Source organism: Mycobacterium paraterrae (assembly GCF_022430545.2).
GTDB lineage: Bacteria > Actinomycetota > Actinomycetes > Mycobacteriales > Mycobacteriaceae > Mycobacterium > Mycobacterium paraterrae.
The window spans coordinates 5,072,707-5,094,847 of record NZ_CP092488.2 but is presented as its reverse complement, the minus strand read 5'-3'; the positions used below and the strand labels follow the sequence as shown (position 1 = coordinate 5,094,847).

The window sequence follows — 22,141 nt, the reverse complement described above, 5'->3', positions numbered from 1 at the left end:
TGGTCGTGGTGGTAGTCACGCGATGCCTGCCTCGTCAGCGTCGATAACGTTGCGGCCGAATAAGTTCCACCCACTGGTTCCTTGCGCCAGGGAGGTGTCTTCGTCGGCGCCGCGGCGAGTGGTGTCCATGCCCTTGCTGGCGAGGATGGAATCAAGGTCACCGGTGGCGAAGCGACCGTGCACGCCAGCATGCCCGAGCGCCCAGTCGACATCGGCGCGGCCGGTTAACGCCGACAGTTCCACCGCGTGGGCCATCTTCTGCAGGATCCGTTCGGTGCCGACGGCGGCGGCTTCTTTGAGCCACACCGCCGCACCCGGCCCCAGCGCCAGGAAGGTCTGCTCACTGACAGTGCGGGCCCGCACCCGGTAATCACCGGGCACCTTGTCCCGATGCTCAGGGAAGTGGTCATCGTTGATGGCGGGACTACCGGGGGCGGCGCGGCGATGCCGCGCCACCTCCACCGGGCCGCCGCCATCAAGAGCGCAGATCACCACCTCATCGGTGCCGTCGTGGTCACGGATCCACACTGTCTGGCCCAGAAGAGTTGCGGGCAGCGAGTATTGGCAGTGGTCGAAGGTGACCATCGGGGTGTTGTCGGGAACCCGGCGGGTCACCCCCAACGCGGCGGTGTGGGGCAGGTCAGGAACCGCGTGCAGGGCCGGGCGTTCCTGAATGAGCATCTCGGCCGGCCGGCGTCCCGTGATCCGGTGCACGCGGGCGTTGATCTCGGTGGTGAAACCGGCGCATGCGGCTTCGACGTCGGCGAACGAGTCGTACTGCGGCAGGAGGTTGGTCTCAGTAGGCACGATGTCGGCTTTGGCGAGCTTCACCGCGTTCTCCACCCCACCCTTGGTGGCTGGGTCGGCGGGTTCACACGTCAGCACCGAAAGGCCGTAGTAGCGGCCGAAGGTGACCGCGGCCCGGTTGCGGACCGGAACTCCGGCGATGTGTCCAGTGGTGACGGTCTTCTCGTTGTCGGTGAGCAGGTAGGTCGGAGCACCACCGACGATGCGAAAGATGCGGTCCAGGCCGGCGAAGACACTGGGTGCGGTGCGGTCCCGCAAAGCCACCACGACGCGGTAGCGGCTCCACGCCAGCCACGCCACGAGCAGCACGATCTTGCGGCCGGCGACAAGGGGGCCGTCGGCGAAGTCGTACTGTAGCCACAGTCCTGGCTCGGTGATCCAGGGCCGGTGCACGCGTGTATTGCCAAGGCGCCATTGCGCTTTGATCTCCGCCAACGAACGGCGGGTGGTGCGGTCGGTGCCGGTGTAGCCCAACGCCACCAGCTTGTCGTGGGCTTTGTCGCCGCGGATCTTGCCCTTCGAATCAGCGACCCAGGTTTCCAGCAGGTCGCGCCAATCATCGATCATCCGGGCCCGCCGCGTGGCCGGGGGCAGCCCAGCGTTGCGATCCTCGACCGCTTTCTTCACGGTGTGGTGCGAGCACCCACACAGCTCGGCCGCGGCGCGGTAGGACCCGGTCAGGTCGTAGGCATTGAGTATTTCCATGAGTTCTCCGTCAGACTTCAAGTAGGTCTCTCCTGGGGTTGTCGGGTCGACTAGGCATCGACATCGAAACCGCAGGAGAGGCCGCCCCAGCGCAGACGCGCCGAACGACATCAAGTAGGTCTGGGCAGATTCATGGCCGCCTGCGGGCACTTTCGTATCCGCCGGTGGGCAGTTCTTATTGGCCGCGAACGGGCACTTTCATGTCCGCCAGTGGGCAGTTTTTCATGTCCGCCGACACCGCAGGACCATTTGCTCGAATTTCTGGTGTCACCGGCATTCGCCTTCGGTTTGGGTTCCGGTTATGACGGGCACATGGCGACCTTCGCGCATTCCTACGCGGTGATGTGGATACACACAGTGGTGGGATCGGTGACCGTTGTAGCAGGCCTGATGCAGTTTTCCGATCGGATCCGCCAATCGAGGCCCGAACTGCACCGAGCCATCGGGAAGCTGTTTCTCGCCGGATCGGTGGTGGTAAGCGTGTCGGGTGCGGCGTATCTGCTGAGAACTCCGGCGCAGCAGGTGTTCTCCGGTGTCGCGTTCGCCGAAGTCTTGTGGCTGCTGGCCATTGGAACGTTCACGACAGCGGTCCTCGCGCTTATCGCTATTCTGCGGCGCGACGTGACTGCACACCGAGAATACGTCGCAGTTCTCTTCGCGTTGATCTGTTCTGCCCCCATGCTGCGTTACGGCTGGCTGGGAGTCACAGCGATCTGGGACACCAATAAGGAAATGGCTAATCTCGTCGAAATCAGCTGGTTGGGGCCACTTTTGGTCACCGCCGCGATCATCTACACCCGTCCGTTCGGCAATGGCCGCGACCGGGGAAGCAGCCCCCTGGCCACCACTCAGGCGCTGCAGATCTCGGCGGCCCTCGGCGGAGCCGGGATTGCCATTCTCGGGGTCATCGCGTTGAACACCCACTGGTCCATGAGGGCCCCTATTTGGTTCACAGGTGGATGGTTACCGTTGGTCGCCAATTTCGTGTTGCCGTTCCTACTCCAGACGGTCGTGTTCGCGGTCTTGGCCGACCGGGCTCGCCGCCTCGGGTACGCCCCTGCGGCGGTGGCGTGGCGCACTTATCTGTGCGGTAATTTCGCCAGCCCAGCGGTAGGTGTCGCCTTCCTGTGGTTCACCATCGCCGCTTACGGCGTGCCGCTGACGCAAGCGTGGTGGACGGTGCCCCTGGGCTGGAATCTCGCTCTGTTTGCGGCTTATGTCGGCCACACCGCACTGACCACCCGGCGCGAAATGCCCCCAAACGGCGTCGTCGGCGTTCGCGCGCCCCAGCAGTCAGTGAAAGCGGGCTCCTGACTTCTCGGGCAGCCGTCAGAGCTGCCAGTCGTTGGAGCCGTCGTGCCGGGAATAGGTGCCGCCACTGGTGTGGGTCACGACGATTGGATCTCCGGCATTGAAGTTGTCGAAGAACCACTTCGCGTTGGACGGGCTGATGTTGATGCAGCCATGGCTGACGTCGCGCTTGCCCTGGTCGTCCACCGACCACGGCGCGCTGTGCACGAAGTCGCCGCTGTCGTCGAATCGGACGGCCAGCTCGACGGTCGTCCTGTAGCCGTACGCCGAGTTGACCGGAACGCCGTAGGTCGAAGAGTCCATCACGACCGAAGGCATCTTCTCCTGCACGTAATACGTGCCGTTCGGGGTTTGATGCCCGCCGGACGTCATTCCCATCGACATCGGAATGACCTTCTCTACGGCGCCGTTGCGGGTGACGGTGAGCTGGTGCGTGGTGTCGTCCGCTGTGGCCAGCAGGGTGTCTCCGGTTTGGAAGGTGGAGACGCCCGCACCCGTGTCGACGGTGACTGTGGTGTGCGCGGGCCAGAAGCTCAACGGGCGCCAGCGCAGCTGCGTCGGCTTCATCCAGTAGAACTTGCCGTCGACCGGCGGGTTCGACGTGATGTGGATGGCGTTCTCGGTGGCACCCGCGTCATCGACCAGCCCGGGGAAGTTGATGATGATCGGCTGGGCCACACCCACCGTTGCTCCGTTGGCAGGAAAGACCTTCGGCGGAGGTGGGCCTGCGGGCGGCGGAGGTGGACCCGGGTTCTGGCCCGCCCCCGGATCGTCGGGCGGCGGATCGGCCAGTGCGGGAACCGCGCCCAGCACCAACGCCAAGGCCACGGTCGAAGCAATACCGGCTGCCTTCAAAGCGGCGAACATTCGTTGTCCTCCAGTCGATCTGTGGCTAGCTAGTGGGCCGCACGGGCCAGGTCAACGACGTACTGGTTTACGAATGTTCCCGCCGGTGGGTCGCCTTTGTCGCACGATCCGTCGGATTCACCCGGGCGTTTGATCCAGAGGTAGGCATCGGCATGCGCACCCGCGGTGGCCGCCGTCGGCGGGGTGCCGAGTGCGCGTCCGCCCGGGTTGCACCAGTCGAGCCTGGAAGCGGGCGCGGGGCCGGCGCCGTTGCGGGAGGTGTCGATCACGTAATGCGAACCGTTGGTGAGCCCCGAAATGGCTTCGCCGTAGCCGATTTCGTCCTCGGTGGTGAAGAAGTTCGCGACGTTCAGGCTAAAGCCTCGCGCATGCCCAACACCGGCTTTGTTCAGCCGGTCGGCCATGTCTGCAGGGCTGTGCCATTTGATGTGGCCACCGTCGACGTACACCGCCGCGGCCGGGTTGCGGGTCAGCGTGTCGACGGCGTAGCGGATCAGGTCGTAGCGTTCTTCGCGCTGGCTACCCGACAGGCAGTCGGCCATGGCCAGGGCGTCGGGTTCGACGATGATCGCTGCCCTCGACCCGCCCACTTGCGATGCAATGGTGTCGATCCAACCGCGGTAGGCGTCACCCGATCCCATGCCGCCTGCGGCGAAACTGCCACAGTCGCGGTTCGGGATCCCATAGATCGTCAACACCGGAATCGCGCCGGCCGCCGCCGCGTCGCCGGTGTACTTACCGACGGTCGAGGCCGACGAGCCTGGAACGATCCAGTACGCCTGCGGGGTGTTGGCGACCGCGGTCAGCTCAGGACTCGGCGGATCGGCATGCTGCGCGGCTCGCATCGCCGCGGAGGTGGGGTTGACGTAGAAGGGGGCGCCGGCCAGGGGATTGCCGGCGTCGGCCAACCGCACCGACGGGGCCCGATGCGCCGGAACCGGATCGGCCACGACGCCCAGGGCGACCATGGCGGCCACGGTCAGAAGGGGAGAAATCCATCGCGCGACTGCACTGGCAGCGGAGAACGTCACCCTTGGGAAATTAGTGCTACCGGACAGCGAGCGCCAATCGCGGTCGACGGAGGCCTCCCCATCGCGAATCTGTCGAACTCGGCTCGCGAGGTCCGGGCGTGGTGGATAGTCCCCGCCATGAGCGAAGACGTGTTTCCCGATGTGCGGTGGGGCCGCGAGCCTGGGCGGCTCGTGCTGCGGCCGATCACCGCTGTTCTCGGCTCGAAGGCGGGGGCGTGGTGTGTCCGGAAGCTGACGCCCTTGGATCACCGACTGCTTCGACGTAGTCGTGGACGCTTCACGATCTTCGGTCCGGTCGGCGTGCCGCTGCTGCTGCTCTCGACGACGGGCAGCAAGACGGGACAGCGACGGGAAATACCACTGACGTATTTGCGCGAGGGCGACCGACTGTTTCTGGTGGGCAGCAACTTTGGGCAAGCCCGGCATCCGGCGTGGTCGTCGAACCTCCTGGCCGATCCCAACGCGTGGGTGACGATGGGTGGACGCGAGATACCCGTCGTCGCCAAACGCCTGACCGGGCCCGAAAGTGAGCGCGTCTACCAGCGTTTCGCCGACTACGCCAGCAACTATGACGCGTACCGGAACCGAACCGACCGCGACATCCGGGTCTTCGAGCTGACGAAGCGGTAGCGACGTTCGTCGCGGCTATAGGTGACTTGCTACGAAATCGGCTGCCTGCGTGGGCATTCCGGAGTGCGGATAGGAGAGGTGCGCTGGATTGCGCATCTCTTCGGGCGTCGGCGCGGTGAACATGGCGCCGGGGGTGCAGACCGGGTCGCCGGGCGCGCAGAGGTCAATCGCCTTCGCCCCGTACCACGGGCTGACGGTGCTCACCGGAGCGCCCAGGAATCGGTCCGACGGATTGCCGAACAGGGCGAGCGCCGCCACATGGCCGGCGACTTCGGCGGTCAGGATGTCCGGCACGAACCCTGCCACCGGGGCCTGGGCAATGGTGATCTGGTCGATGACAAGCGCGCCCTGCGAGTACCCGCCTAGCACCAATTTGGTGTTGGGGCAGCTTGCGGCGACCCCGTTGACGTGTGCGTTGGCGTCCTCGGTTCCGGCGTTCGCCGACGGGACGAAGTCTTCCGTGGCGGGATAGTTGACCGCGTAGACCGCGATGGAACGGTTACCGGCACGCGTGCGCAGAGCATTGATGAATTCCTGCCCGACCTGGCCTACGCCGGGCGGTTCGCCGGTGGCGCGGGCGAATGTCACGTCAACGTCCGGACATGGAGCGGCGGAAGAGGTAGGAGGAGTGGTGGCGGCGCCCACCAACGCAGACCAGGTCGCGACTGTCATGGCGCCCACCAGCCGGGCGGTCCTCGGCGCGCTCATTCGCTCATGCTGGCACATCGTCGACGTGCGTGGGGAGCCATCAGCCGGCTGAGCCCGGCGGTGCGAAGAACTCCAGCGCAATGCCCTCGGGATCCCGGAAGCTCAGCCCCGAGCCGTAGGGAGCGTCGACGATGCCGCCATGCTGGATGCGGAGTTCGTTGAGCCGCTCCATCCACCTCTCCAGCTCGGTGCGATCCGCGCAACCGAACCCGACATGGTCAAGCCCAACCCGAAACTCGCTGAAACGCTCGTCGGGCGCTGGATGCTCGTGCTGGTGGATGCCGACCAGGGTGCCGCCGTCGAGCACCCACACCAGATGCCGGAATCCGGCGGCGGTGTGCTCGTCGAGGACCGGTTCGGCGTCAAATAGCCGGCGGTACCAGGGACCGCTCACCGCCATGTCGCGCACGGTCAGGGCCACATGGTTCAAGGCGGGGAAAGCCATGACGGGAGATCCTTTCGGGCGGCCAGCACCGACGGGTCGCCGGCGTCCAACCAGTGTGACCCATGTCTCATCATCTGGTTTAGCGTGGCGAGCGCCACATTTACTTCGGCACTCTAATTAGTCATGCTTGCTACATGACTTCGCAGCTTTCTTCCAAGCGCACTGACAGCGACGTCCTCCCCAAGGACTTCGACCAAACCACCGGCCCGATCTTCTTGCAGCCGTGGTTCTGGTTGGCCATCGTCGGCATCATCGGCATGGTCGCCCTGACCATCTTCGGCTAAGGCCAGCACCGCTCGATTTCTCGCTGCTGGTTTCTGAGCAGAACGGTCCCGTCGAGCGCGCGCAGTGGTCACGGAAGAAACGCCATTGTCGCGGCGCCGCGAGGCCGTTTCCGGCTAGATCAGGCATGAGACGCTGCCGGGGTGATTAACACGGCGCGGCAAACCAGGGTCGTCGGTGTGGTGGCGGGATACCTGGCCGACGTGGTCCTTGGCGATCCGCGGACGGGTCATCCGGTAGCCGGATTTGGCACTGCCGCAGGCTCGCTTGAGCAATTCACCTATCGCGACAGCCGGTCCGCCGGGCTACGCCACGTCGCCGTCCTGGTCGGCTCGGTCAGCGGGTTCGGTGCCTTTTTGGAGTGGCGGGCCAGCCGGTGCGGTGTCTTGCCATCGGTGATGACGACCGCGGTGGCGACCTGGGTCGCACTCGGCGGAACATCGCTGGCGCACGTCGGATCGCAGATGGGCGACCTCCTAGCTCGCGACAACCTGGACGGTGCCCGACGGCTGTTGCCCTCGCTGTGCGGACGTGATCCGGCCACGCTCGACACCGCCGGTCTGACCCGGGCGACGTTGGAATCGTTGGCCGAGAACACCTCCGACGCGCAGGTGGCACCGCTGTTGTGGGCGGCGGTCGGCGGCGTGCCCGGCGTTCTCGGGTACCGAGCCGTCAACACCCTGGACGCAATGGTCGGGCACCGGTCACCGCGCTACACCCGGTTCGGTTGGGCGGCAGCGCGATTGGATGATGCGGCCAACTACGTTGCGGCGCGGGTGACGGCGGCCCTGGCCGTGGTGTGCGCGCCGCTCGTCGGTGGGTCGCCGGTGGGCGCGGTACGGGCGTGGCGCCGCGACGCGGGCCGTCATCCCAGCCCGAATGCCGGTGTCGTCGAAGCGGCGTTTGCCGGCGCGCTGGGCGTCCGGCTTGGCGGCCCGACTCACTATCACTACGAGCTCCAGATCCGCCCGACCCTGGGTGACGGTTCGCCGCCGAGGGTGTCCGATGTGCACCGCGCCGTGCGGCTTTCGCGGGCCGTGCAGGCGGCTGCGGCGTTGACCGTCGCCGGGCTGGGCGCGGTCAGCGTCGCCGTCCGTAGCGGTCGGTGAGTTTTTCCTCGACGGTCGTCGGGGCCGGTTTCTCCGCCCGTACGTTGCCGTGCTCCTTCTCGGCGCGCCTTGCTCGCACTTCGGCATAGGCAAAGTAGCCCAACAGGATCGGGGCCACGACACCGAACGTGATCCATTGAATGCCGTAGGACAGGAAGGGTCCGGCGTCCAGGTGCGGCAGGGCGATGACGCCCAAACCGCCCGGTTGGTCGTCGACCAATTGCAGGTACGAGCCGGCCAGGGGAGTGCCGATCAGCGTCGCGATCTGACTCGTGCTGATCGAATACACTTGCCGCACACCGTCACTCACGAAAGACTCCTTGTCGAGCACCGGGCCCTCGGAATCACGTAGCCGAGCCGTCAGCGTCACGGCGTCGCGGGGCGGCGGGGGGATCGGGGGCACCCGCGAACCCGGTAGCGGCCGCACGTAGCCTCGGTCGACCAGCACGGTCGGCCCGCCGTCGACCACGAACGGCAGCAGCACTTCCATCGCCTGGTCACCGTCGGCGACCCGCAGCCGGGCCACCACCTGCTTGTCCGGCAGATAATGCCCGGTCGCGGTGACCTTGCGCCACTGCCCATCCGGAGCCGACGAATCCTGCTGCGGCAATAGCGTTTTCAGCGCGACCGGGTCGGAGGTCAGCGAGCGTTGAATCTGGTTGTTCTCCCGCGAGGTCTTGGTGTTCTTCCCCAGCTGCCATGGCGCGAGGACGCTGAAGCACAGGTAGGTGAACGCGATCACGACGATGGCCAGCGCGATCCAGCCCGGCCGCAGCAGGAAGGCCAGCCGGCGCATCAGCCGGACCCGCCGTTGGCCAGTTGCTCGTCGACCCACGTATGCAGTCCGGGCAGCGACGCTTCGATGGCGGCGAAAGTGATCTCGAAGTCGTGGTTGTCGCCGTAGTAGGGGTCGTCGACGTCGAGAACAAAGGCGCCCGAGCGCGGGTCGAAGGATCGCAGCATTCGGATCCGATCGGCGTCGACGCCCATCTGCTGCAGCAGCGGCACGTGATTGCGGGCCAGCGCGATCACCAAGTCGGCGTTGATGTGGTCGATATCGACCTGTGCCGCGCGGTGGTCGGTGGGATAGCCGTGGGCGCGCAGCACCCGGTTGGCCCGCTCGTCGGCGGCCTTGCCGATGTGCCACCCGGCGGTGCCGGCGCTGCTCACCCGCACGACGTCATCGAGGCCACGTTCGGTGATCTGGTGGGCAAACATCTTCTCCGCCATAGGCGATCGGCAGATGTTGCCGGTGCACACGAACGTGATGTGCAGTTTTTGGTCAGACACCCAACGCCCTCCGCAACTCGTCGATCGTCTCGACGTGCAAAGGGCCGTTCGGCCCATCGTCGTGCGTGAAGTCGGACCGCCCGTAGCCCCAGCCGACCACCACCGCGTCGATGCCGTGTGCGGCCGCGCCCTCGACGTCATGGCGACGGTCGCCGACCATCAGCACCCGTGCGGGCAGCGGCTGCAACTGGGCAAGCGCGTGGGCCAGCACGTCGGCCTTCTCGGCCCGGGTGCCGTCGACGCTGGCGCCGGCGATGACGTCGAAGTGCCCGTCGAGGCCGAAGTGTTCCAGAATGCGCTGCGCCGTCGGCTCCGCCTTCGAGGTGGCCACCGCTAGGCGCACCCCGGCGGCCCGTAAGTCGTCCAGCAGTGGACCGATGCCCTCGAAAAGGCTGTTGATGGCCCACCCGCGGGTGGTGTAGTCGGCTCGATAAGCGGCGAACGCATCGTCGGCATGCTCGCCCAAACCCATGGTCTGGAAGGTGTGGTGCATCGGCGGGCCCACGATTCGGCTGGCCAGGTCGCCGTCTGGGACAGCGGCGCCGATTGCGCCGAGCGCGTGGCGGAAGCTGGACACGATGCCCTCCGCGGAGTCGGTCAGCGTGCCGTCGAGGTCGAAGATCACCAGATCTGCCGGGATCGTGCCTGTCACGTCCCTATTGTCCATGTCCCGTACCCGGCCGCGCCGCGCGGTCGTTACTGTTTCAGGTGTGGCGAATCCCGAGTCGAGCGCGTGGTTTCCGCTCGCGGCGGCCCGTTACCACGGCGATCAGGCCGCCGAACCCGGAATGCTCGACTTCGCCGTCAACGTCCGCGACACCCAGCCGCCCGGCTGGTTGACGGATCGGCTCGCTGCACGGCTGCCGGACCTCGGCCGATACCCGGGGGCCCACGACGTGCTCGCGGCGCGTCGCGCGGTCGCACAGCGGCACGGCCGCGATGTCGACGAGGTCGCGTTGCTGGCCGGCGCCGCCGAGGGGTTCGCGCTGCTGGCCCACCTGCGCCCGACCCTCGCGGCGCTGATCGCGCCGTCGTTCACCGAACCAGACGCCGCGTTGCGCTCGGCGGGCGTGGCCGTGCAGCATGTCGTGCTCGACCCGCCGTTCGGCCTGGCCGGCGCGCGAGTGCCCGACGAGGCCGACCTCGTCGTGGTCGGCAACCCGACCAACCCGACCGGGGTGCTGCACCCGCGCGACCAGATCATCTCGCTGCGGCGTCCCGGCCGCGTCGTCGTCGTCGACGAGGCGTTCGCCGATGCAGTGCCGGGCGAACCGGCATCGCTGGCCGCCGAGTCGTTGCCCGACGTGCTGGTGCTGCGGAGCCTGACCAAAACGTGGTCGCTGGCCGGGCTGCGGGTCGGCTACGCGCTGGGTGCGCCGGAGGTGTTGGCGCGCCTGACCGCGACCCGGCCGCACTGGCCGATCGGCACCCTGCAGTTGACGGCGATCGAGGCGTGTTGCGCGCCTGAGGCTGTCGCCGAAGCCGAGGCGGGCGCGCGAAGGCTGACGGCGCTGCGCGCCGAGATGGTGGCGGGCCTGCGCTCGGCTGGCATCGAGGTCGTCGACGGCGACGCGCCGTTCGTGCTGTTTACCGTCGGCGACGCCGCCTTAGTGCGAAAGCATTTGCACGCCAAAGGTATTGCGGTCCGTCGCTGCGACACATTCGTCGGACTGGACGGGCACTACCTGCGGGCGGCAGTGCGGCCCGAGTGGCCAGCGCTTGTCGAGGCGATCGTCGACAGCGGGGCGGCGCGATGACGGTTCGGTTGGGCGCGGTCATCGAAGCGCTCGATGCGGCGTACCCGCCCGCACTGGCGCAGTCCTGGGACTCGGTCGGCTTGGTGTGCGGTGACCCCGACGAGACGCTGACGTCGGTCACCATCGCGGTCGATGCCACCGCGGCAGTCGTCGACGCGGTTCCCGACGGCGGCCTGTTGCTAGCCCACCACCCGTTGCTGCTGCGCGGGGTCGACACCGTGGCGGCCAGCACCGCCAAGGGCTCGTTGATCCATCGCCTGATCCGTTCTGGGCGTTCGCTGTTCACCGCGCACACCAACGCTGACTCGGCATCCCCCGGAGTCTCGGACGCGCTGGCGCAGGCGCTCGGGCTGACGGTCGAGGCAGTACTGGAACCCGCTGCAGCACAACAGGAATTGGACAAGTGGGTGATCTTCGTCCCGGTCGAGAATGCGGACGCGGTGCGGGAGGCCATATTTGCCGCCGGAGCAGGCCAGATCGGCGACTACTCGCACTGCAGCTGGACCGTCACCGGAACCGGCCAGTTCCTGCCTCATGACGGCGCGAACCCGGCGATTGGCAGCGTCGGCGCGGTAGAGCGGGTGGTCGAAGACCGCGTCGAGGCGGTCGCACCTGCCCGGGCGCGGCGGCAGGTGCTGGCGGCGATGCGGTCGGCGCATCCGTACGAGGAGCCGGCGTTCGACGTCATCGCGCTGGCGCCGGTGCCCAGGAATGTCGGGTTGGGGCGAATCGGTTCGCTGCCTCAGCCGGAGCCGTTGAGCGCGTTCGTGTCTCGGGTCCGGTCCGGTCTGCCTGCGACGTCTTGGGGGGTGCGCGCCGCAGGGGACCCGGACGCGACGGTGTCGCGGGTGGCGGTGTGCGGCGGGGCCGGCGACTCGCTGCTGGGCGTCGTCGCGGCCGCTGACGTGCAGGCCTACGTGACCGCGGACCTGCGGCACCACCCGGCCGACGAGCATCGCCGCGCCTCGGATGTCGCGCTGATCGACGTCGCCCACTGGGCCAGCGAATTTCCGTGGTGCGAACAGGCCGCCGACGTTCTCCGGTCGGCGTTCGGGTCCGCGCTGTCGATCGAGGTGTGCCGGATTCGCACCGATCCCTGGAATGTCGACAACGCCACCGGGGGAGAGGACGCATGAAAGCCGATGTCGCACAGCAGCGCTCGCTGCTAGAGGTCGCCGAACTCGACGCCGAGCTGGCCAAGATGGCCCACCGTGCCGGCCACCTGCCCGAGCGCGCCGAGAGCGAGCGCATCAAAGCCGAGCAGGTTGCCGCCAACGACCGGCTGGGCGCACTACAGATCGCGTTGGAAGACCTCAACACCGAGGTCTCGCGCTTCGAGTCGGAGATCGACGGCGTACGCCAGCGCGAGGACCGGGATCGCTCGCTGTTGCAATCCATCGCCGACTCCAAGCAACTGTCCGAATTGCAACACGAACTGGAGACGCTGCAGCGTCGTCAGGCGAGCCTGGAGGATTCGCTGCTGGAGGTGATGGAGCGACGCGAGCAGCTGCAGGCGCAGCAGGCGGCGGAGCAAGCGGTCGTCGAGGGCCTGCGCGCCGACCTGGCCGCCGCACAGCAGGCCATCGACAGCACCCTGGCCGACCTCGATCACCACCGCCGGGTCCATTCCGCGCGCCGCGACGAGCTCACCGCCGACCTGGACTCCGACCTGCTCGCGCTCTACGAACGCCAGCGGGCCAGCGGCGGGACCGGGGCGGCATTGCTGCAGGGCGGCCGCTGCGGCGCGTGTCGAATCGAGATCGACCGTGGCGAGCTGGCGCGCTTCGCGGCGGCCGCCGACGACGAGGTGCTGCGTTGTCCCGAGTGCAGCGCAATCCTGTTGCGAATCAAGGGCATCAACAAGTGAAGGTCATCGTCGAGGCCGACGGCGGGTCGCGTGGCAACCCGGGGCCGGCCGGCTACGGGTCGGTGGTGTGGAGCGCCGACCGGTCGGTCGTGCTGGCCGAAGCCAAGCAGTCAATCGGACGTGCTACCAACAACGTCGCCGAATACCGAGGCCTGATAGCCGGTTTGAAGGAAGCGGCGAATCTGCATGCCACCGACGTCACGGTCGCGATGGATTCCAAGCTGGTGGTCGAACAGATGGCCGGGCGGTGGAAGGTCAAGCATCCGGAATTGATTGAGTTGAACGCCCAAGCCCGTTCGCTCGCATCGCGATTCGACCGGATCACCTACCGGTGGATCCCTCGGGCCGAGAATGCCCACGCCGACCGGTTGGCGAACGAGGCGATGGACGCGGCGGCTGAAATCTCGGTGCAAGCCGACGCCGCGCCGGCCGCCGCCGTCGGCGAGACGCAGTCGCCGGGATGGAGCGGCGCGCAGGGGGCCGCCACCCGGCTGCTGCTACTACGACACGGGCAGACCGAATTGTCAGTGCAGCGGCGCTATTCGGGTCGCGGAAACCCGCCGCTGACGCCGCTCGGCCGACAACAGGCCGAGGCGGCCGCCAGTTATCTGGGCTCCCGCGGTGGAGTCGCCGCGGTGATCAGTTCACCGTTACAGCGATGCCACGACACCGCGACCGCCGCGGCCAAGCGGTTGGGCCTCGACGTCACGGTCGACGACGACCTGATCGAGACTGACTTCGGCGGGTGGGAGGGCCTGACGTTCACCGAGGCCTCAGAACAAGATCCCGAGCTCCATCGACGCTGGCTGCGCGACACCAGCACCGAGCCGCCCGACGGCGAAAGCTTCGACGAGGTCGACAAGCGAGTATCGCGCGCGCGGGATCGCATCGTCGCCGAGCACGGCGGGAGCACGGTGCTGGTGGTGTCACACGTGACCCCGATCAAGATGTTGCTGCGCGACGCGCTCGACGCCGGCCCCGGAATTCTCTACCGGTTGCACCTGGATCTCGCGTCGCTGAGCATCGCGGAGTTCTACCCCGACGGAGCATCGTCGGTCCGGCTGGTCAACCAGACCGGGTATTTGGGTTAGAGATCGTCGGCGTCCGGGTAGTGGGCCAGTTGTGCAGTGGTTAGCGTCGCACGCCCTGGCCATCGGGTCGGCTTTGCTGGCGGCGTTGTTCGCCGCCATTGGCATCGTCGTGCGGCAGCGTGCCATCCAGATGGAGGCCGAGGCGTCAGCGGATTCGGGCGCGATCGTCACCTCGTGGGTCCGTCAGCCGGCGTGGTGGCTGGGAACGGTGGGTGCGATCGGCGGATACGTGTTCCAGGCGCTGGCGTTGGCGCACGGGTCCTTGCTGCTCGTGCAGCCCTTGCTGGTGTCGTCGCTGCTTTTCGTGCTGCCGCTGGGAGCGCGCTTCTCCAACCAGCACGTCCGGGCCCGGGACTGGGGCTGGGCGTTGTTACTCACCGCCGCACTCACGGTATTCGTTCTGGTGGGACAGCCGCGTGAAGGCCACTACCGGGCGCCGGTGCCGGCATGGAGCGTGGCGCTGGCGACTTCGGTGCCGGTGGTGACTATCTGCGTGCTGTCAGCTCGTCGCGCCGATGGCCGGCGCCGGGCGATGTTGTTGGCTGGTGCCGTCGCCGTGCTGCTCGGCATGGTCGCGGTCTTGACGAAAGTGAGTACCCACCGCCTCGTCACCCATGGCTGGCACGGTCTGTTGATCGTGCCGGCGCCCTATCTGTTGGTGGCGCTTGCGATTACGGTGACCGTCTTGCAGCAGTCGGCATTCCATGCCGGCGCGTTGCAGGCGTCGGTGCCCGTGATGCTGGTCGGGGAGCCGGTGGTGGCGGTATTGCTGGGTGTGGTGATCCTCGGCGAGCACCTGGTGGTGCGCGGCGCGGGTGCGGTGATCCTGGTGGTAGCCGTCGCTGCGATGACCGCCGCGACGATCGCGCTGGGACGGGATTCGGCAGCGGGCGGTCCACCGGCCAAAACGTCCATGCAACCGGAAATGTCCCGGTAAAGCACATTCCGTGGGTATGCTCTCGGCCCATAGTCCTCCTTGAGTCCAGAAAGCGGCGAGGGATGATGCTGACCAGTACGACGCACGCGCGCGCTGACGCCACCGTGGTCCGGCTGCGCGGAATCCTGAATGCGCGGACTTATTCTCAAGTGCGCGACACCGTGATCAAGGTCGCGGCCGACCGAGCCACTGCGGTGATCGTCGACATCAATTCGCTCGAGGTGGCCGACGTAGAAAGCTGGGCGGTGTTCACCAGCGCGCGGTGGAGCGTCCAGCAGTGGCCGGAGGTCCCGATGGTGCTGGTCACCGGCGATCCATTGATCCGGCGGCGACTGGTCGACCTCTCGGTCGCCCGCTATGTCCCGGTCTACGAGACGCTGGCTGAGGCCACCGAGGCGATAAACGGCGGAACCTGCCGCTATGTCCACCGCGCCCGTGAACATTTCGACGCATATCCCTGCAGCGTGAACTCGGCGCTGATCTTCGTGAGCGAACATCTGGTGGCATGGTCGTTGCGCGACCGGATCCCAGCGGCAAGCACCGTGTTGACCGTCTTCGCGGAGAACGCCCTGACGTATGCGAGCGGCGGTTTCGACGTGCGCGTGGAAGGCACCGACGACGAGGTCGTCATCGCGGTGTCCGACTCCAGTCCGGCTCTGGCGGTTCTGCGCGAGCGCCCGCTTGGCAGTAGTCCGGCGGGGCTGGACATCGTGTCGGCCCTGTGCCGCCGCTGGGGCAACACGCCCACCTCGACGGGAAAGACGGTGTGGGCGCGGATGGGGCCCGGCGACTCCTTCGGCAGGATCGCTGAAGCTGACGACTCAGGCGGCGTCGTGGAAGATCAGCCCGAGGGCGTAGCGTTCTCCAGACCTGACCACCGACAGTCCATGGCGCACCGCCGCCGCCGACCAACCGCGGGCTGACTTCACCGGCCGGTCGCGGGTAGTGAACAGGTAACCGTGACCTTGCGGCAATTGCGTTGCGGTACCCCGTGATTGGGCTCGCGCCCGTTGCTCGACCAGCATGAACTCGCCGCCAGTGAACTCGGTGTCGGGGTCGCTCAAGTTGATCACCACCTGCAGCGGAAACACCAACTCGCCGTAGAGGTCTCGATGCAGTGCGTTCCAGTCGCCGGTGTTGTAGCGAAGCACCAGCGCGGTCGATCGCGTCTGACCCGCCGCGTGGCACATCCCCAGCCACTCGTCGAGGCTGTCAGGCCACGGAGCGTCGCGGCGCAGCTTGGCCCACCAGTCCCGGGCAATCGGCAGCAGGCGTGGGTACAGCGCCTGCTTGAGGTGCTCGATCGGCTCGGGGTAGGGCGAACGGAAGTAGCGGTATTGCCCGGACCCGTAGCGCCGCGGGGCCATGTCGACGGTCGAACGGAACAAATCGTCGTCGTCGAAGAGGGAGCGAATCCGTCGTGCCTCGGACGGCGTGACGAGTCGAGGCAGCAATGCCCCGCCGAGGTCGCCCACGGTGGCGCCGATCGCGTCCCAGTCTGCGCGATCGACACGCGTGGCCCATTGATTCACCGGCATTCGGCAGTGGCCTCCCTTCGTCCCCGATCCTGCCAAAAAGTATGAGTCGGTAGACAGTGCTATACTCGAACGTATGTTCGAATCGCTGTTGACGGTAGACCCCGAATCCTCGGAGTCCGACCTCATCGCGTGCATCGCGGAGCTTGAACGACTGAAATCCGCGGCGGCGGCAGCTCAGGCACGGGCTGCGGCCGCGTTTGACGCCGCGCGTCGAGCCGCAGAGGACGCCGCCGGAGTACCGGTAGCAAAGCGCGGGCGCGGGGTGGCCAGCGAAGTCGCTCTCGCTCGACGTGACTCGCCGTCTCGCGGCAGTCGCCATCTCGGCTTCGCCAAGGCCTTGGTGCACGAGATGCCGCATACGCTGGCCGCCCTGGAGCAGGGTCAGCTGTCGGAGTGGCGGGCCACTTTGATCGTGCGCGAAAGCGCCTGCCTCGACGTCGACGACCGTCAGCTCTTGGACGCCGAACTGTGCGGCGACCCGGCCGGCCTGGAGGGGATGGGCGACGCACGCGTGGCCGCCGCGGCCAAAGCCATCGCCTACCGCCTCGACCCGCATGCCGTCGTCGACCGGGCCGCGAGAGCGGAAGCCGACCGGATGGTGACCATTCGGCCCGCGCCGGACACCATGGCCTACCTCACGGCGCTTCTCCCTGTGGCGCAGGGAGTTTCGGTCTATGCCGCGCTTCGGCGAGCGGCCGACACCACCTTCGACGGCCGGTCCCGCGGCCAAGTCATGGCCGACGCTCTCGTCGAACGCACGACGGGACGAAGCGCGGCAGCGGCGACACCGATTGCGGTCAACCTGGTGTTGTCCGACCGTACGTTGCTGGGCGGCGACACCTCGCCGGCGGACATCGCCGGTTACGGTCCTATCCCCGCGGAGGTTGCCCGCAGGCTGGTCATGGATGCGGCGATGGATCCACGGTCACGAGCGATGCTGCGACGGCTGTACAGCCATTCGAAATCAGGCGCGCTGGTGAAAATGGAGTCACGCGCCCGCCGATTTCCGCGCGGGCTCGCCGCCTTCATCGGACTGCGCGATCAGCGCTGTCGCACGCCCTATTGCGACGCACCGATCCGACACCTCGACCACGCTCGGCCGCATGCCCGCGGTGGCGCCACGGACGCGGGCAACGGGCAGGGGTCTTGCGCGTGCTGCAACTATGTCAAAGAAGCTGCCGGCTGGCGGGTCGCCACCGAAATTGACGAAACCGGTAGGCACACAGCCGAATTCACCACTCCGACCGGACGGGCGTACCGGTCGACGGCACCTCCGCTACCGGGTTCGATGGCGCGTGTCGACATCAGTGAGGTGGAGGCCGCGGTCGAGATCACGCTGTCACGCTTACACGCCGCATAGACAGCCGCTGGCCTGCGGATTGCCTTACGAGTACGGTGTTAGCGCGGACGAGTTGGCTGGGCGGCCGCGGCTCGCGCTTCGGCGCCGAGTCGAGGAAAGTCCGGACTTCACAGAGCAGGGTGATTGCTAACGGCAATCCGAGGCGACTCGCGGGAAAGTGCCACAGAAAACAAACCGCTACCTAGTAGTAAGGGTGAAACGGTGCGGTAAGAGCGCACCAGCATTCCGGGTGACCGGAGTGGCTTGGCAAACCCCACCCGAAGCAAGGTCAAGAAGACCGCACCGCGGTGCGGTCGCGCAGGTGTTTGAGGGTTGCTCGCCCGAGCCTGCGGGTAGACCGCTCGAGGCACCCGGCGACGGTGTGTCCAGATGGATGGTCGCCGCCGCGTCAACGACGCGGAACAGAATCCGGCTTACAGGCCAACTCGCCCGCCCGCACTACAGCTTGCGGACCGCCTTGAACAGCTTGCTCAGTTTCGGCTCGAGTTCGCGACGGCTCTGCCGCGCCAGTTCGGCCTCCCGCTGGTAGAGCAGCCCGTAGGTGAAGGTGTCCTCGCCCGCGGCGTGCGCCGCGTCCGCTTGCGCAAGCAGATGCTCGCGGCTGACCACGCTGTCCTGGTGGTCGCCGAGCAGCGACTGCAGATCTTTGGCCCGCTTCGACACCTTCTTGGTGCCGGTGGCGTCTGCGGTATAGCGAAGCCGCTTGGCGCGCTTGCGGATTCGGTGAATTGCATCGTCGCGTTCAGTTCCGTTGTCGGCATGCCTCGCGGCCTTGGCGGCCTTGCGCACCTTCTTGCCGGCCGCGGCGACGGTCTTTTGGGATGCGCGTTGCTCGTCTGGCGGAGATCCGGCGACCAAAGCGTCCAGTCCATCGAGCAGCCGGAAGTATCGCGGTAACCGTAAGGCGGCCAACGCATGTCGAAGGCCGGTGCGATAGCGCCGCTCCGCGCCGCCAACCAATCGCTCCCGAATCGGACCGCGCACCAGTTGGGGCGGCACGTCGTCCAATGCGCTGCTGTAGCGCTCGGCCAACACTTCGGCGTCACGAGCCACGCCCAGAACGTTGCCCAGCTCACGAAGCTCGTCGATGATCGGTGCGTCGCCGGTGAGCCCGAAGGAGGCCGGCGAAGCCTGGAGCAGGCTGCGAATTTTGCGGGCCGTCACCCGCATCTGGTGAACCGAGTCGTCGACCTCGCCCCGGACCGCGCGATCCCACACCAGCAACTCGCCGATCTGCTCGGCCATCGCCCGATGCAGCGGATCGGCCGGCGGGTCTTCGGGCGACGTGCCGAGCACGCGCGCCAGCTTGGATCCGACCCCGGCCGGCTTCGCGCCCGCATCGAGCAGGCGCTCCGAGACGCGATCCAGCAGTTTTGCGTTCGCCGCGTCGCCGACCAGCTCGAGTTCCCACTCGCGCCACTGCTGCGGAAACTCGGAGCCGTCAGCGCCCTGACCCGCGGTGACCTGGTCGTCGCAGAACTCGGCGACCACGGCGTCGTCGGCGTCGTGCAGCAACTGAACCTCGCGGGCCGTGCTGATCCGCGCCACCGGAGCCAGCGGGCGGTCGCGCACGATCGCGAGTATCACGTCCCGCAGTTCGGCTGGCACCTCGTGGTGCTCACCGGCGTCCAACGGCGCCCGCACCTCGGTGCGCGCGTCGGGACCGGCCGGCAACTTCAGGTGCCAACCCTCGTCGGGCCCGCCGGTGCGGCGGCGCAACGTGATTCGGCTGGATGCCAGGTCGCGGTCCGGGGTGTCGTAGTACACCGCGTCCAGCGTCTGGGTCGGGGCCTGCTCCACCCGCGCGACGCCCGGAACGCCGTCGAATGACGGCGGTTGCGTCGACGTGTCCACGTCGAACTTGCGCTCGACCTCGAGATAGCGCGACGGGCCGCTGGCAGTCATGGCCGCTAGCGTGCCACGCCCGGACGACGCCTAAACGGGAGGGGCTAGAAGCTGTGCTCGTCGTCGGGGAAGGTTCCGGACGCGACTTCTTCGGCGTACTGCGTTGCCGCGCGGTGCAATTCGCCGCCGACGTCGCCGAACCGCTTGACGAACTTGGCGGTCTTGCCGCCGGTGAGTCCGGCCATGTCCTGCCACACCAGCACCTGAGCGTCGCAGTTGCGTCCCGCACCGATCCCGACGGTCGGGATGGTGAGCTTGCCGGTGATCTGGGTGGCCAACTCGGCGGGCACCATCTCCATCACGACCGCGAACGCGCCGGCTTCGGCGACGGCGATCGCGTCGTGGATGGTCTGCTCGGCCGCATCGCCGCGGCCCTGCACCCGGAAACCGCCCAGGGTGTTGACGCTTTGCGGGGTGAACCCGATGTGCGCCATCACCGGGATGCCGGCGGCGGTCAGTGTCGCGATCTGCGGGGCGACCCGTTCGCCGCCTTCAAGCTTGACCGCGTGCGCGCCTGCTTCCTTCATGAAGCGGATCGCGGCGTCCAACGCCGCAGCTGGGCCGCCCTCGTAACTGCCGAACGGCAGATCCGCGACCACCAGGGCGTGCGGGGCGCCCCGCACGACACCGCGGACCAGCGGGATCAGTTCTTCGACCGAGACGGGCACGGTGGTGTCGTAACCGTAGACGACGTTGGCTGCCGAGTCGCCGACCAACAGCACCGGGATGCCGGCCTCGTCGAAGACGCGTGCGGTGGAGTAGTCGTAGGCCGTCAGCATCGCCCACTTGTGGCCTTCGGCCTTCATCTTCTGCAGGTGGTGAATGCGGGTCTTGGGCCGCGGGCTCGACGAATGGGCACCATAAACAGTCTGTTCAGACATCGTTGTCCCTCAATGTGGTCTGGTCGATCCTCGAGGCCCATCCGGGTCCCCGGGTTCGTCTGACCCGGTCATTGTGTCACCTGAGGTGCTCCCTGCGCGATTCCGGCTCAGTGGATTTGCTCACACCGGGGCCCATCCTTCGATTCCGGTACCGCCCTTCCGCGGCAGACATAGCATCGGCGCATGCAACGACTCAGTGGGCTCGACGCCAGCTTTCTGTATCTCGAAACGCCATCACAACCGTTGCATGTCTGCTCGATTCTCGAGCTCGACACCTCGACGATGCCCGGCGGCTACACCTTCGACCGCCTCCGGGACGAGCTGGCCTTGCGGATCAAGGCCATGCCCCAATTCCGCGAGAAGCTGGCCGACAGCGCCTTCAACCTGGACCATCCGGTGTGGGTCGAGGACAACGATTTTGACGTCAACCGGCATCTGCACCGAATCGGTCTGCCGCCGCCCGGCGGGCGCCTCGAGCTCGCCGAGATCGCCGGCCACATCGCCTCGTTGCAGCTGGACCGCACCCGCCCGCTGTGGGAGATGTGGGTGATCGAAGGTGTGGCGGGCACCGACGCGCACGAGGGTGGCCGGCTGGCGGTGATGACCAAGGTGCACCACGCCGCGGTCGACGGCGTCACCGGCGCCAACCTGATGTCTCAGCTGTGCAGCACCGAGCCCGACGCCCCGGCGCCGGACCCGGTCGAGGGCGTCGGCGGCGCCAACGAACTCGAGATCGCGCTGACCGGTGCGATGAAGTTCGCGGCCCGGCCGCTGCGCCTCGCCAACGCGTTGACCGATACCGCGTCCACAGTGCTCAAGACCGTCTTGCGGGCGCGCAGCGGCCAGACGATGGCGCCGCCGTTCGCCGCGCCGCGCACTGCGTTCAACGACACCATCACCGCGGAGCGCAACATCGCCTACGCGCAGCTGGACCTCGACGACGTCAAGACGGTCAAGGACTACTTCGGCGTCAAGGTCAATGACGTGGTGATGGCCTTGGTCTCGGGCGTGCTCCGGCAATTCCTGCTCGACCGCGGCGAGCTGCCGGAATCGTCACTGGTCGCGATGGTGCCGGTGTCGGTGCACGAGAAGTCGGATCGCCCGGGCCGCAACCAGGTCTCCGGCATGTTCGCCAGCCTGCAGACTCACATCGCGGATCCGGTCGAGCGGATCAAGGCGATCGCGGACGCCAATTCGGTTGCCAAACAACACAGCTCGGCGATCAAGGCGACGCTGCTCCAGGATTGGTCGCAATTCGCCGCGCCCGCGGTGTTCGGTGCGGCGATGCGGGTCTACGCCCGAACGAGCCTGACCAAGCGCATCCCGGTGCACAACCTGGTGGTCTCCAACGTCCCCGGCCCGCAGGTGCCGCTCTATTTCCTGGGCAGTGAGGTCAAGGCGATGTACCCGCTGGGGCCGATCTTCCAAGGCTCGGGCCTCAATATCACCGTGATGTCGTTGGCCGGCAAACTCAACGTCGGCATCATCGCCTGCCCCGAGCTGCTGCCCGACCTGTGGGAGCTGGCCGACGACTTCGGGGTCGGCATGGAAGAACTGCTGCTCGCGACACGGTAGAAGCCCCGGCGACCGGGGGACTGCGCGCACGCATGGCACCATGTC

Annotated in this window: 23 protein-coding genes and 1 other RNA gene; 13 read left to right on the top strand and 11 right to left on the bottom strand. The window is 67.3% G+C overall.

Translation table 11 applies throughout. The features are described 5' to 3' along the window. Window positions 1–15: 15 nt before the first annotated feature. Entirely contained in the window at window positions 16–1,533 is a 1,518-nt protein-coding gene (istA, locus tag MKK62_RS24545) for an IS21 family transposase (RefSeq protein ID WP_240258325.1), read from the bottom strand. A gap of 189 nt (window positions 1,534–1,722) precedes the next feature. Here istA and MKK62_RS24540 point away from each other — a divergent pair, with 189 nt between their 5' ends. Further along, the gene (locus MKK62_RS24540; RefSeq protein ID WP_240263306.1) at window positions 1,723–2,826 is read left to right on the top strand and encodes a DUF2306 domain-containing protein; all 1,104 of its coding nucleotides are present in this window, start codon (window positions 1,723–1,725) and stop codon (window positions 2,824–2,826) included. A gap of 15 nt (window positions 2,827–2,841) precedes the next feature. On the opposite strand, the gene MKK62_RS24535 is transcribed toward MKK62_RS24540, so the two are convergent. Together MKK62_RS24535 and MKK62_RS24530 are read right to left on the bottom strand one after the other, a co-directional pair. After that, a complete protein-coding gene (locus tag MKK62_RS24535; RefSeq protein WP_240263307.1) occupies window positions 2,842–3,690 on the bottom strand; it encodes a L,D-transpeptidase in 849 nt (282 codons plus the stop codon). Between the two features lie 29 nt (window positions 3,691–3,719). Next, the gene (locus MKK62_RS24530; RefSeq protein ID WP_240263308.1) at window positions 3,720–4,721 is read right to left on the bottom strand and encodes a glycoside hydrolase family 6 protein; all 1,002 of its coding nucleotides are present in this window, start codon (window positions 4,719–4,721) and stop codon (window positions 3,720–3,722) included. A gap of 117 nt (window positions 4,722–4,838) precedes the next feature. Here MKK62_RS24530 and MKK62_RS24525 point away from each other — a divergent pair, with 117 nt between their 5' ends. Next, window positions 4,839–5,351 (top strand): nitroreductase/quinone reductase family protein, encoded by a 513-nt coding sequence (locus MKK62_RS24525; RefSeq protein WP_240263309.1) that lies wholly within the window; start codon window positions 4,839–4,841, stop codon window positions 5,349–5,351. Between the two features lie 15 nt (window positions 5,352–5,366). Here MKK62_RS24525 and MKK62_RS24520 read toward each other — a convergent pair whose 3' ends face one another. Both MKK62_RS24520 and MKK62_RS24515 read right to left on the bottom strand, forming a co-directional pair. Next, entirely contained in the window at window positions 5,367–6,059 is a 693-nt protein-coding gene (locus MKK62_RS24520; protein WP_240263310.1) for a cutinase family protein, read from the bottom strand. Window positions 6,060–6,099: 40 nt separating this feature from the next. Continuing rightward, a complete protein-coding gene (locus MKK62_RS24515; protein ID WP_240263311.1) occupies window positions 6,100–6,504 on the bottom strand; it encodes a VOC family protein in 405 nt (134 codons plus the stop codon). Window positions 6,505–6,638: 134 nt separating this feature from the next. Here MKK62_RS24515 and MKK62_RS24510 point away from each other — a divergent pair, with 134 nt between their 5' ends. Further along, window positions 6,639–6,788 (top strand): hypothetical protein, encoded by a 150-nt coding sequence (locus MKK62_RS24510; RefSeq protein WP_240263312.1) that lies wholly within the window; start codon window positions 6,639–6,641, stop codon window positions 6,786–6,788. A gap of 141 nt (window positions 6,789–6,929) precedes the next feature. Beyond that, on the top strand, window positions 6,930–7,895 hold the full coding sequence (locus MKK62_RS24505) for a cobalamin biosynthesis protein (RefSeq protein WP_240263313.1): 966 nt from the start codon (window positions 6,930–6,932) through the stop codon (window positions 7,893–7,895). Here the strand turns inward: MKK62_RS24505 and MKK62_RS24500 are convergent. The 3 genes from MKK62_RS24500 to MKK62_RS24490 are packed head-to-tail and all read right to left on the bottom strand — an operon-like array spanning window position 7,867 to window position 9,852. Further along, window positions 7,867–8,691 carry an SURF1 family cytochrome oxidase biogenesis protein gene (locus MKK62_RS24500; protein WP_240263314.1) on the bottom strand — a complete coding sequence of 275 codons (825 nt, stop codon included), beginning with the start codon at window positions 8,689–8,691 and terminating at the stop codon, window positions 7,867–7,869. The genes MKK62_RS24505 and MKK62_RS24500 overlap by 29 nt on opposite strands. Next, complete coding sequence (locus tag MKK62_RS24495) at window positions 8,691–9,125, bottom strand: arsenate reductase/protein-tyrosine-phosphatase family protein (RefSeq protein ID WP_434085117.1); 435 nt, start codon at window positions 9,123–9,125, stop codon at window positions 8,691–8,693. Before MKK62_RS24495 ends, MKK62_RS24500 begins: the two co-directional genes overlap by 1 nt. A 52-nt stretch (window positions 9,126–9,177) precedes the next feature. Then, the gene (locus tag MKK62_RS24490) at window positions 9,178–9,852 is read right to left on the bottom strand and encodes an HAD-IA family hydrolase (RefSeq protein ID WP_434084995.1); all 675 of its coding nucleotides are present in this window, start codon (window positions 9,850–9,852) and stop codon (window positions 9,178–9,180) included. Between the two features lie 121 nt (window positions 9,853–9,973). Here MKK62_RS24490 and cobC point away from each other — a divergent pair, with 121 nt between their 5' ends. From cobC to MKK62_RS24460, 6 genes are all read left to right on the top strand, one after another. Then, window positions 9,974–10,942 (top strand): Rv2231c family histidinol phosphate aminotransferase CobC, encoded by a 969-nt coding sequence (cobC, locus tag MKK62_RS24485; protein WP_240263948.1) that lies wholly within the window; start codon window positions 9,974–9,976, stop codon window positions 10,940–10,942. Next, window positions 10,939–12,078: a Nif3-like dinuclear metal center hexameric protein gene (locus MKK62_RS24480; RefSeq protein WP_240263317.1), complete on the top strand. Its 1,140-nt coding sequence runs from the start codon at window positions 10,939–10,941 to the stop codon at window positions 12,076–12,078. Before cobC ends, MKK62_RS24480 begins: the two co-directional genes overlap by 4 nt. Further along, on the top strand, window positions 12,075–12,809 hold the full coding sequence (locus MKK62_RS24475) for a zinc ribbon domain-containing protein (RefSeq protein ID WP_240263318.1): 735 nt from the start codon (window positions 12,075–12,077) through the stop codon (window positions 12,807–12,809). Before MKK62_RS24480 ends, MKK62_RS24475 begins: the two co-directional genes overlap by 4 nt. Further along, on the top strand, window positions 12,806–13,900 hold the full coding sequence (locus tag MKK62_RS24470; protein WP_240263319.1) for a bifunctional RNase H/acid phosphatase: 1,095 nt from the start codon (window positions 12,806–12,808) through the stop codon (window positions 13,898–13,900). Before MKK62_RS24475 ends, MKK62_RS24470 begins: the two co-directional genes overlap by 4 nt. A gap of 31 nt (window positions 13,901–13,931) precedes the next feature. Continuing rightward, the gene (locus MKK62_RS24465) at window positions 13,932–14,837 is read left to right on the top strand and encodes a DMT family transporter (RefSeq protein WP_240263320.1); all 906 of its coding nucleotides are present in this window, start codon (window positions 13,932–13,934) and stop codon (window positions 14,835–14,837) included. Window positions 14,838–14,899: 62 nt separating this feature from the next. Next, window positions 14,900–15,760 (top strand): STAS domain-containing protein, encoded by an 861-nt coding sequence (locus MKK62_RS24460; RefSeq protein ID WP_240263321.1) that lies wholly within the window; start codon window positions 14,900–14,902, stop codon window positions 15,758–15,760. Here MKK62_RS24460 and MKK62_RS24455 read toward each other — a convergent pair. Further along, the gene (locus tag MKK62_RS24455) at window positions 15,659–16,375 is read right to left on the bottom strand and encodes a 2OG-Fe(II) oxygenase (RefSeq protein ID WP_240263322.1); all 717 of its coding nucleotides are present in this window, start codon (window positions 16,373–16,375) and stop codon (window positions 15,659–15,661) included. The genes MKK62_RS24460 and MKK62_RS24455 overlap by 102 nt on opposite strands. Window positions 16,376–16,448: 73 nt before the next feature. On the opposite strand from MKK62_RS24455, the gene MKK62_RS24450 reads away from it, so the two are divergent. Together MKK62_RS24450 and rnpB are read left to right on the top strand one after the other, a co-directional pair. Next, complete coding sequence (locus MKK62_RS24450; protein WP_240263323.1) at window positions 16,449–17,735, top strand: HNH endonuclease; 1,287 nt, start codon at window positions 16,449–16,451, stop codon at window positions 17,733–17,735. A 48-nt stretch (window positions 17,736–17,783) separates the two neighbouring features. Further along, window positions 17,784–18,167, top strand: an RNA gene (gene rnpB / locus MKK62_RS24445) — RNase P RNA component class A. A gap of 6 nt (window positions 18,168–18,173) precedes the next feature. On the opposite strand, the gene MKK62_RS24440 is transcribed toward rnpB, so the two are convergent. Together MKK62_RS24440 and panB are read right to left on the bottom strand one after the other, a co-directional pair. Next, window positions 18,174–19,640 carry a CYTH and CHAD domain-containing protein gene (locus MKK62_RS24440; protein WP_240263324.1) on the bottom strand — a complete coding sequence of 489 codons (1,467 nt, stop codon included), beginning with the start codon at window positions 19,638–19,640 and terminating at the stop codon, window positions 18,174–18,176. A 44-nt stretch (window positions 19,641–19,684) separates the two neighbouring features. Continuing rightward, the gene (gene panB / locus MKK62_RS24435) at window positions 19,685–20,521 is read right to left on the bottom strand and encodes a 3-methyl-2-oxobutanoate hydroxymethyltransferase (protein WP_240263325.1); all 837 of its coding nucleotides are present in this window, start codon (window positions 20,519–20,521) and stop codon (window positions 19,685–19,687) included. Window positions 20,522–20,704: 183 nt separating this feature from the next. Between panB and MKK62_RS24430 the strand changes: the two genes are divergently transcribed. Then, on the top strand, window positions 20,705–22,096 hold the full coding sequence (locus tag MKK62_RS24430; RefSeq protein WP_240263326.1) for a WS/DGAT/MGAT family O-acyltransferase: 1,392 nt from the start codon (window positions 20,705–20,707) through the stop codon (window positions 22,094–22,096). The last annotated feature ends 45 nt before the right edge of the window (window positions 22,097–22,141 follow it).

Coding starts and splice junctions, on each gene's coding strand:
- MKK62_RS24440 (WP_240263324.1), bottom strand. CDS start 19,640: ATGACTGCCAGCGGCCCGTCGCGCTATCTCGAGGTCGAGCGCAAGTTC.
- MKK62_RS24490 (WP_434084995.1), bottom strand. CDS start 9,852: ATGGACAATAGGGACGTGACAGGCACGATCCCGGCAGATCTGGTGATC.
- MKK62_RS24450 (WP_240263323.1), top strand. CDS start 16,449: ATGTTCGAATCGCTGTTGACGGTAGACCCCGAATCCTCGGAGTCCGAC.
- MKK62_RS24460 (WP_240263321.1), top strand. CDS start 14,900: ATGATGCTGACCAGTACGACGCACGCGCGCGCTGACGCCACCGTGGTC.
- MKK62_RS24535 (WP_240263307.1), bottom strand. CDS start 3,690: ATGTTCGCCGCTTTGAAGGCAGCCGGTATTGCTTCGACCGTGGCCTTG.
- MKK62_RS24520 (WP_240263310.1), bottom strand. CDS start 6,059: ATGAGCGCGCCGAGGACCGCCCGGCTGGTGGGCGCCATGACAGTCGCG.
- MKK62_RS24430 (WP_240263326.1), top strand. CDS start 20,705: ATGCAACGACTCAGTGGGCTCGACGCCAGCTTTCTGTATCTCGAAACG.
- MKK62_RS24495 (WP_434085117.1), bottom strand. CDS start 9,125: ATGGCGGAGAAGATGTTTGCCCACCAGATCACCGAACGTGGCCTCGAT.
- MKK62_RS24510 (WP_240263312.1), top strand. CDS start 6,639: ATGACTTCGCAGCTTTCTTCCAAGCGCACTGACAGCGACGTCCTCCCC.
- MKK62_RS24500 (WP_240263314.1), bottom strand. CDS start 8,691: ATGCGCCGGCTGGCCTTCCTGCTGCGGCCGGGCTGGATCGCGCTGGCC.
- MKK62_RS24525 (WP_240263309.1), top strand. CDS start 4,839: ATGAGCGAAGACGTGTTTCCCGATGTGCGGTGGGGCCGCGAGCCTGGG.
- cobC (WP_240263948.1), top strand. CDS start 9,974: ATGCTCGACTTCGCCGTCAACGTCCGCGACACCCAGCCGCCCGGCTGG.
- MKK62_RS24475 (WP_240263318.1), top strand. CDS start 12,075: ATGAAAGCCGATGTCGCACAGCAGCGCTCGCTGCTAGAGGTCGCCGAA.
- MKK62_RS24515 (WP_240263311.1), bottom strand. CDS start 6,504: ATGGCTTTCCCCGCCTTGAACCATGTGGCCCTGACCGTGCGCGACATG.
- panB (WP_240263325.1), bottom strand. CDS start 20,521: ATGTCTGAACAGACTGTTTATGGTGCCCATTCGTCGAGCCCGCGGCCC.
- MKK62_RS24455 (WP_240263322.1), bottom strand. CDS start 16,375: ATGCCGGTGAATCAATGGGCCACGCGTGTCGATCGCGCAGACTGGGAC.
- MKK62_RS24480 (WP_240263317.1), top strand. CDS start 10,939: ATGACGGTTCGGTTGGGCGCGGTCATCGAAGCGCTCGATGCGGCGTAC.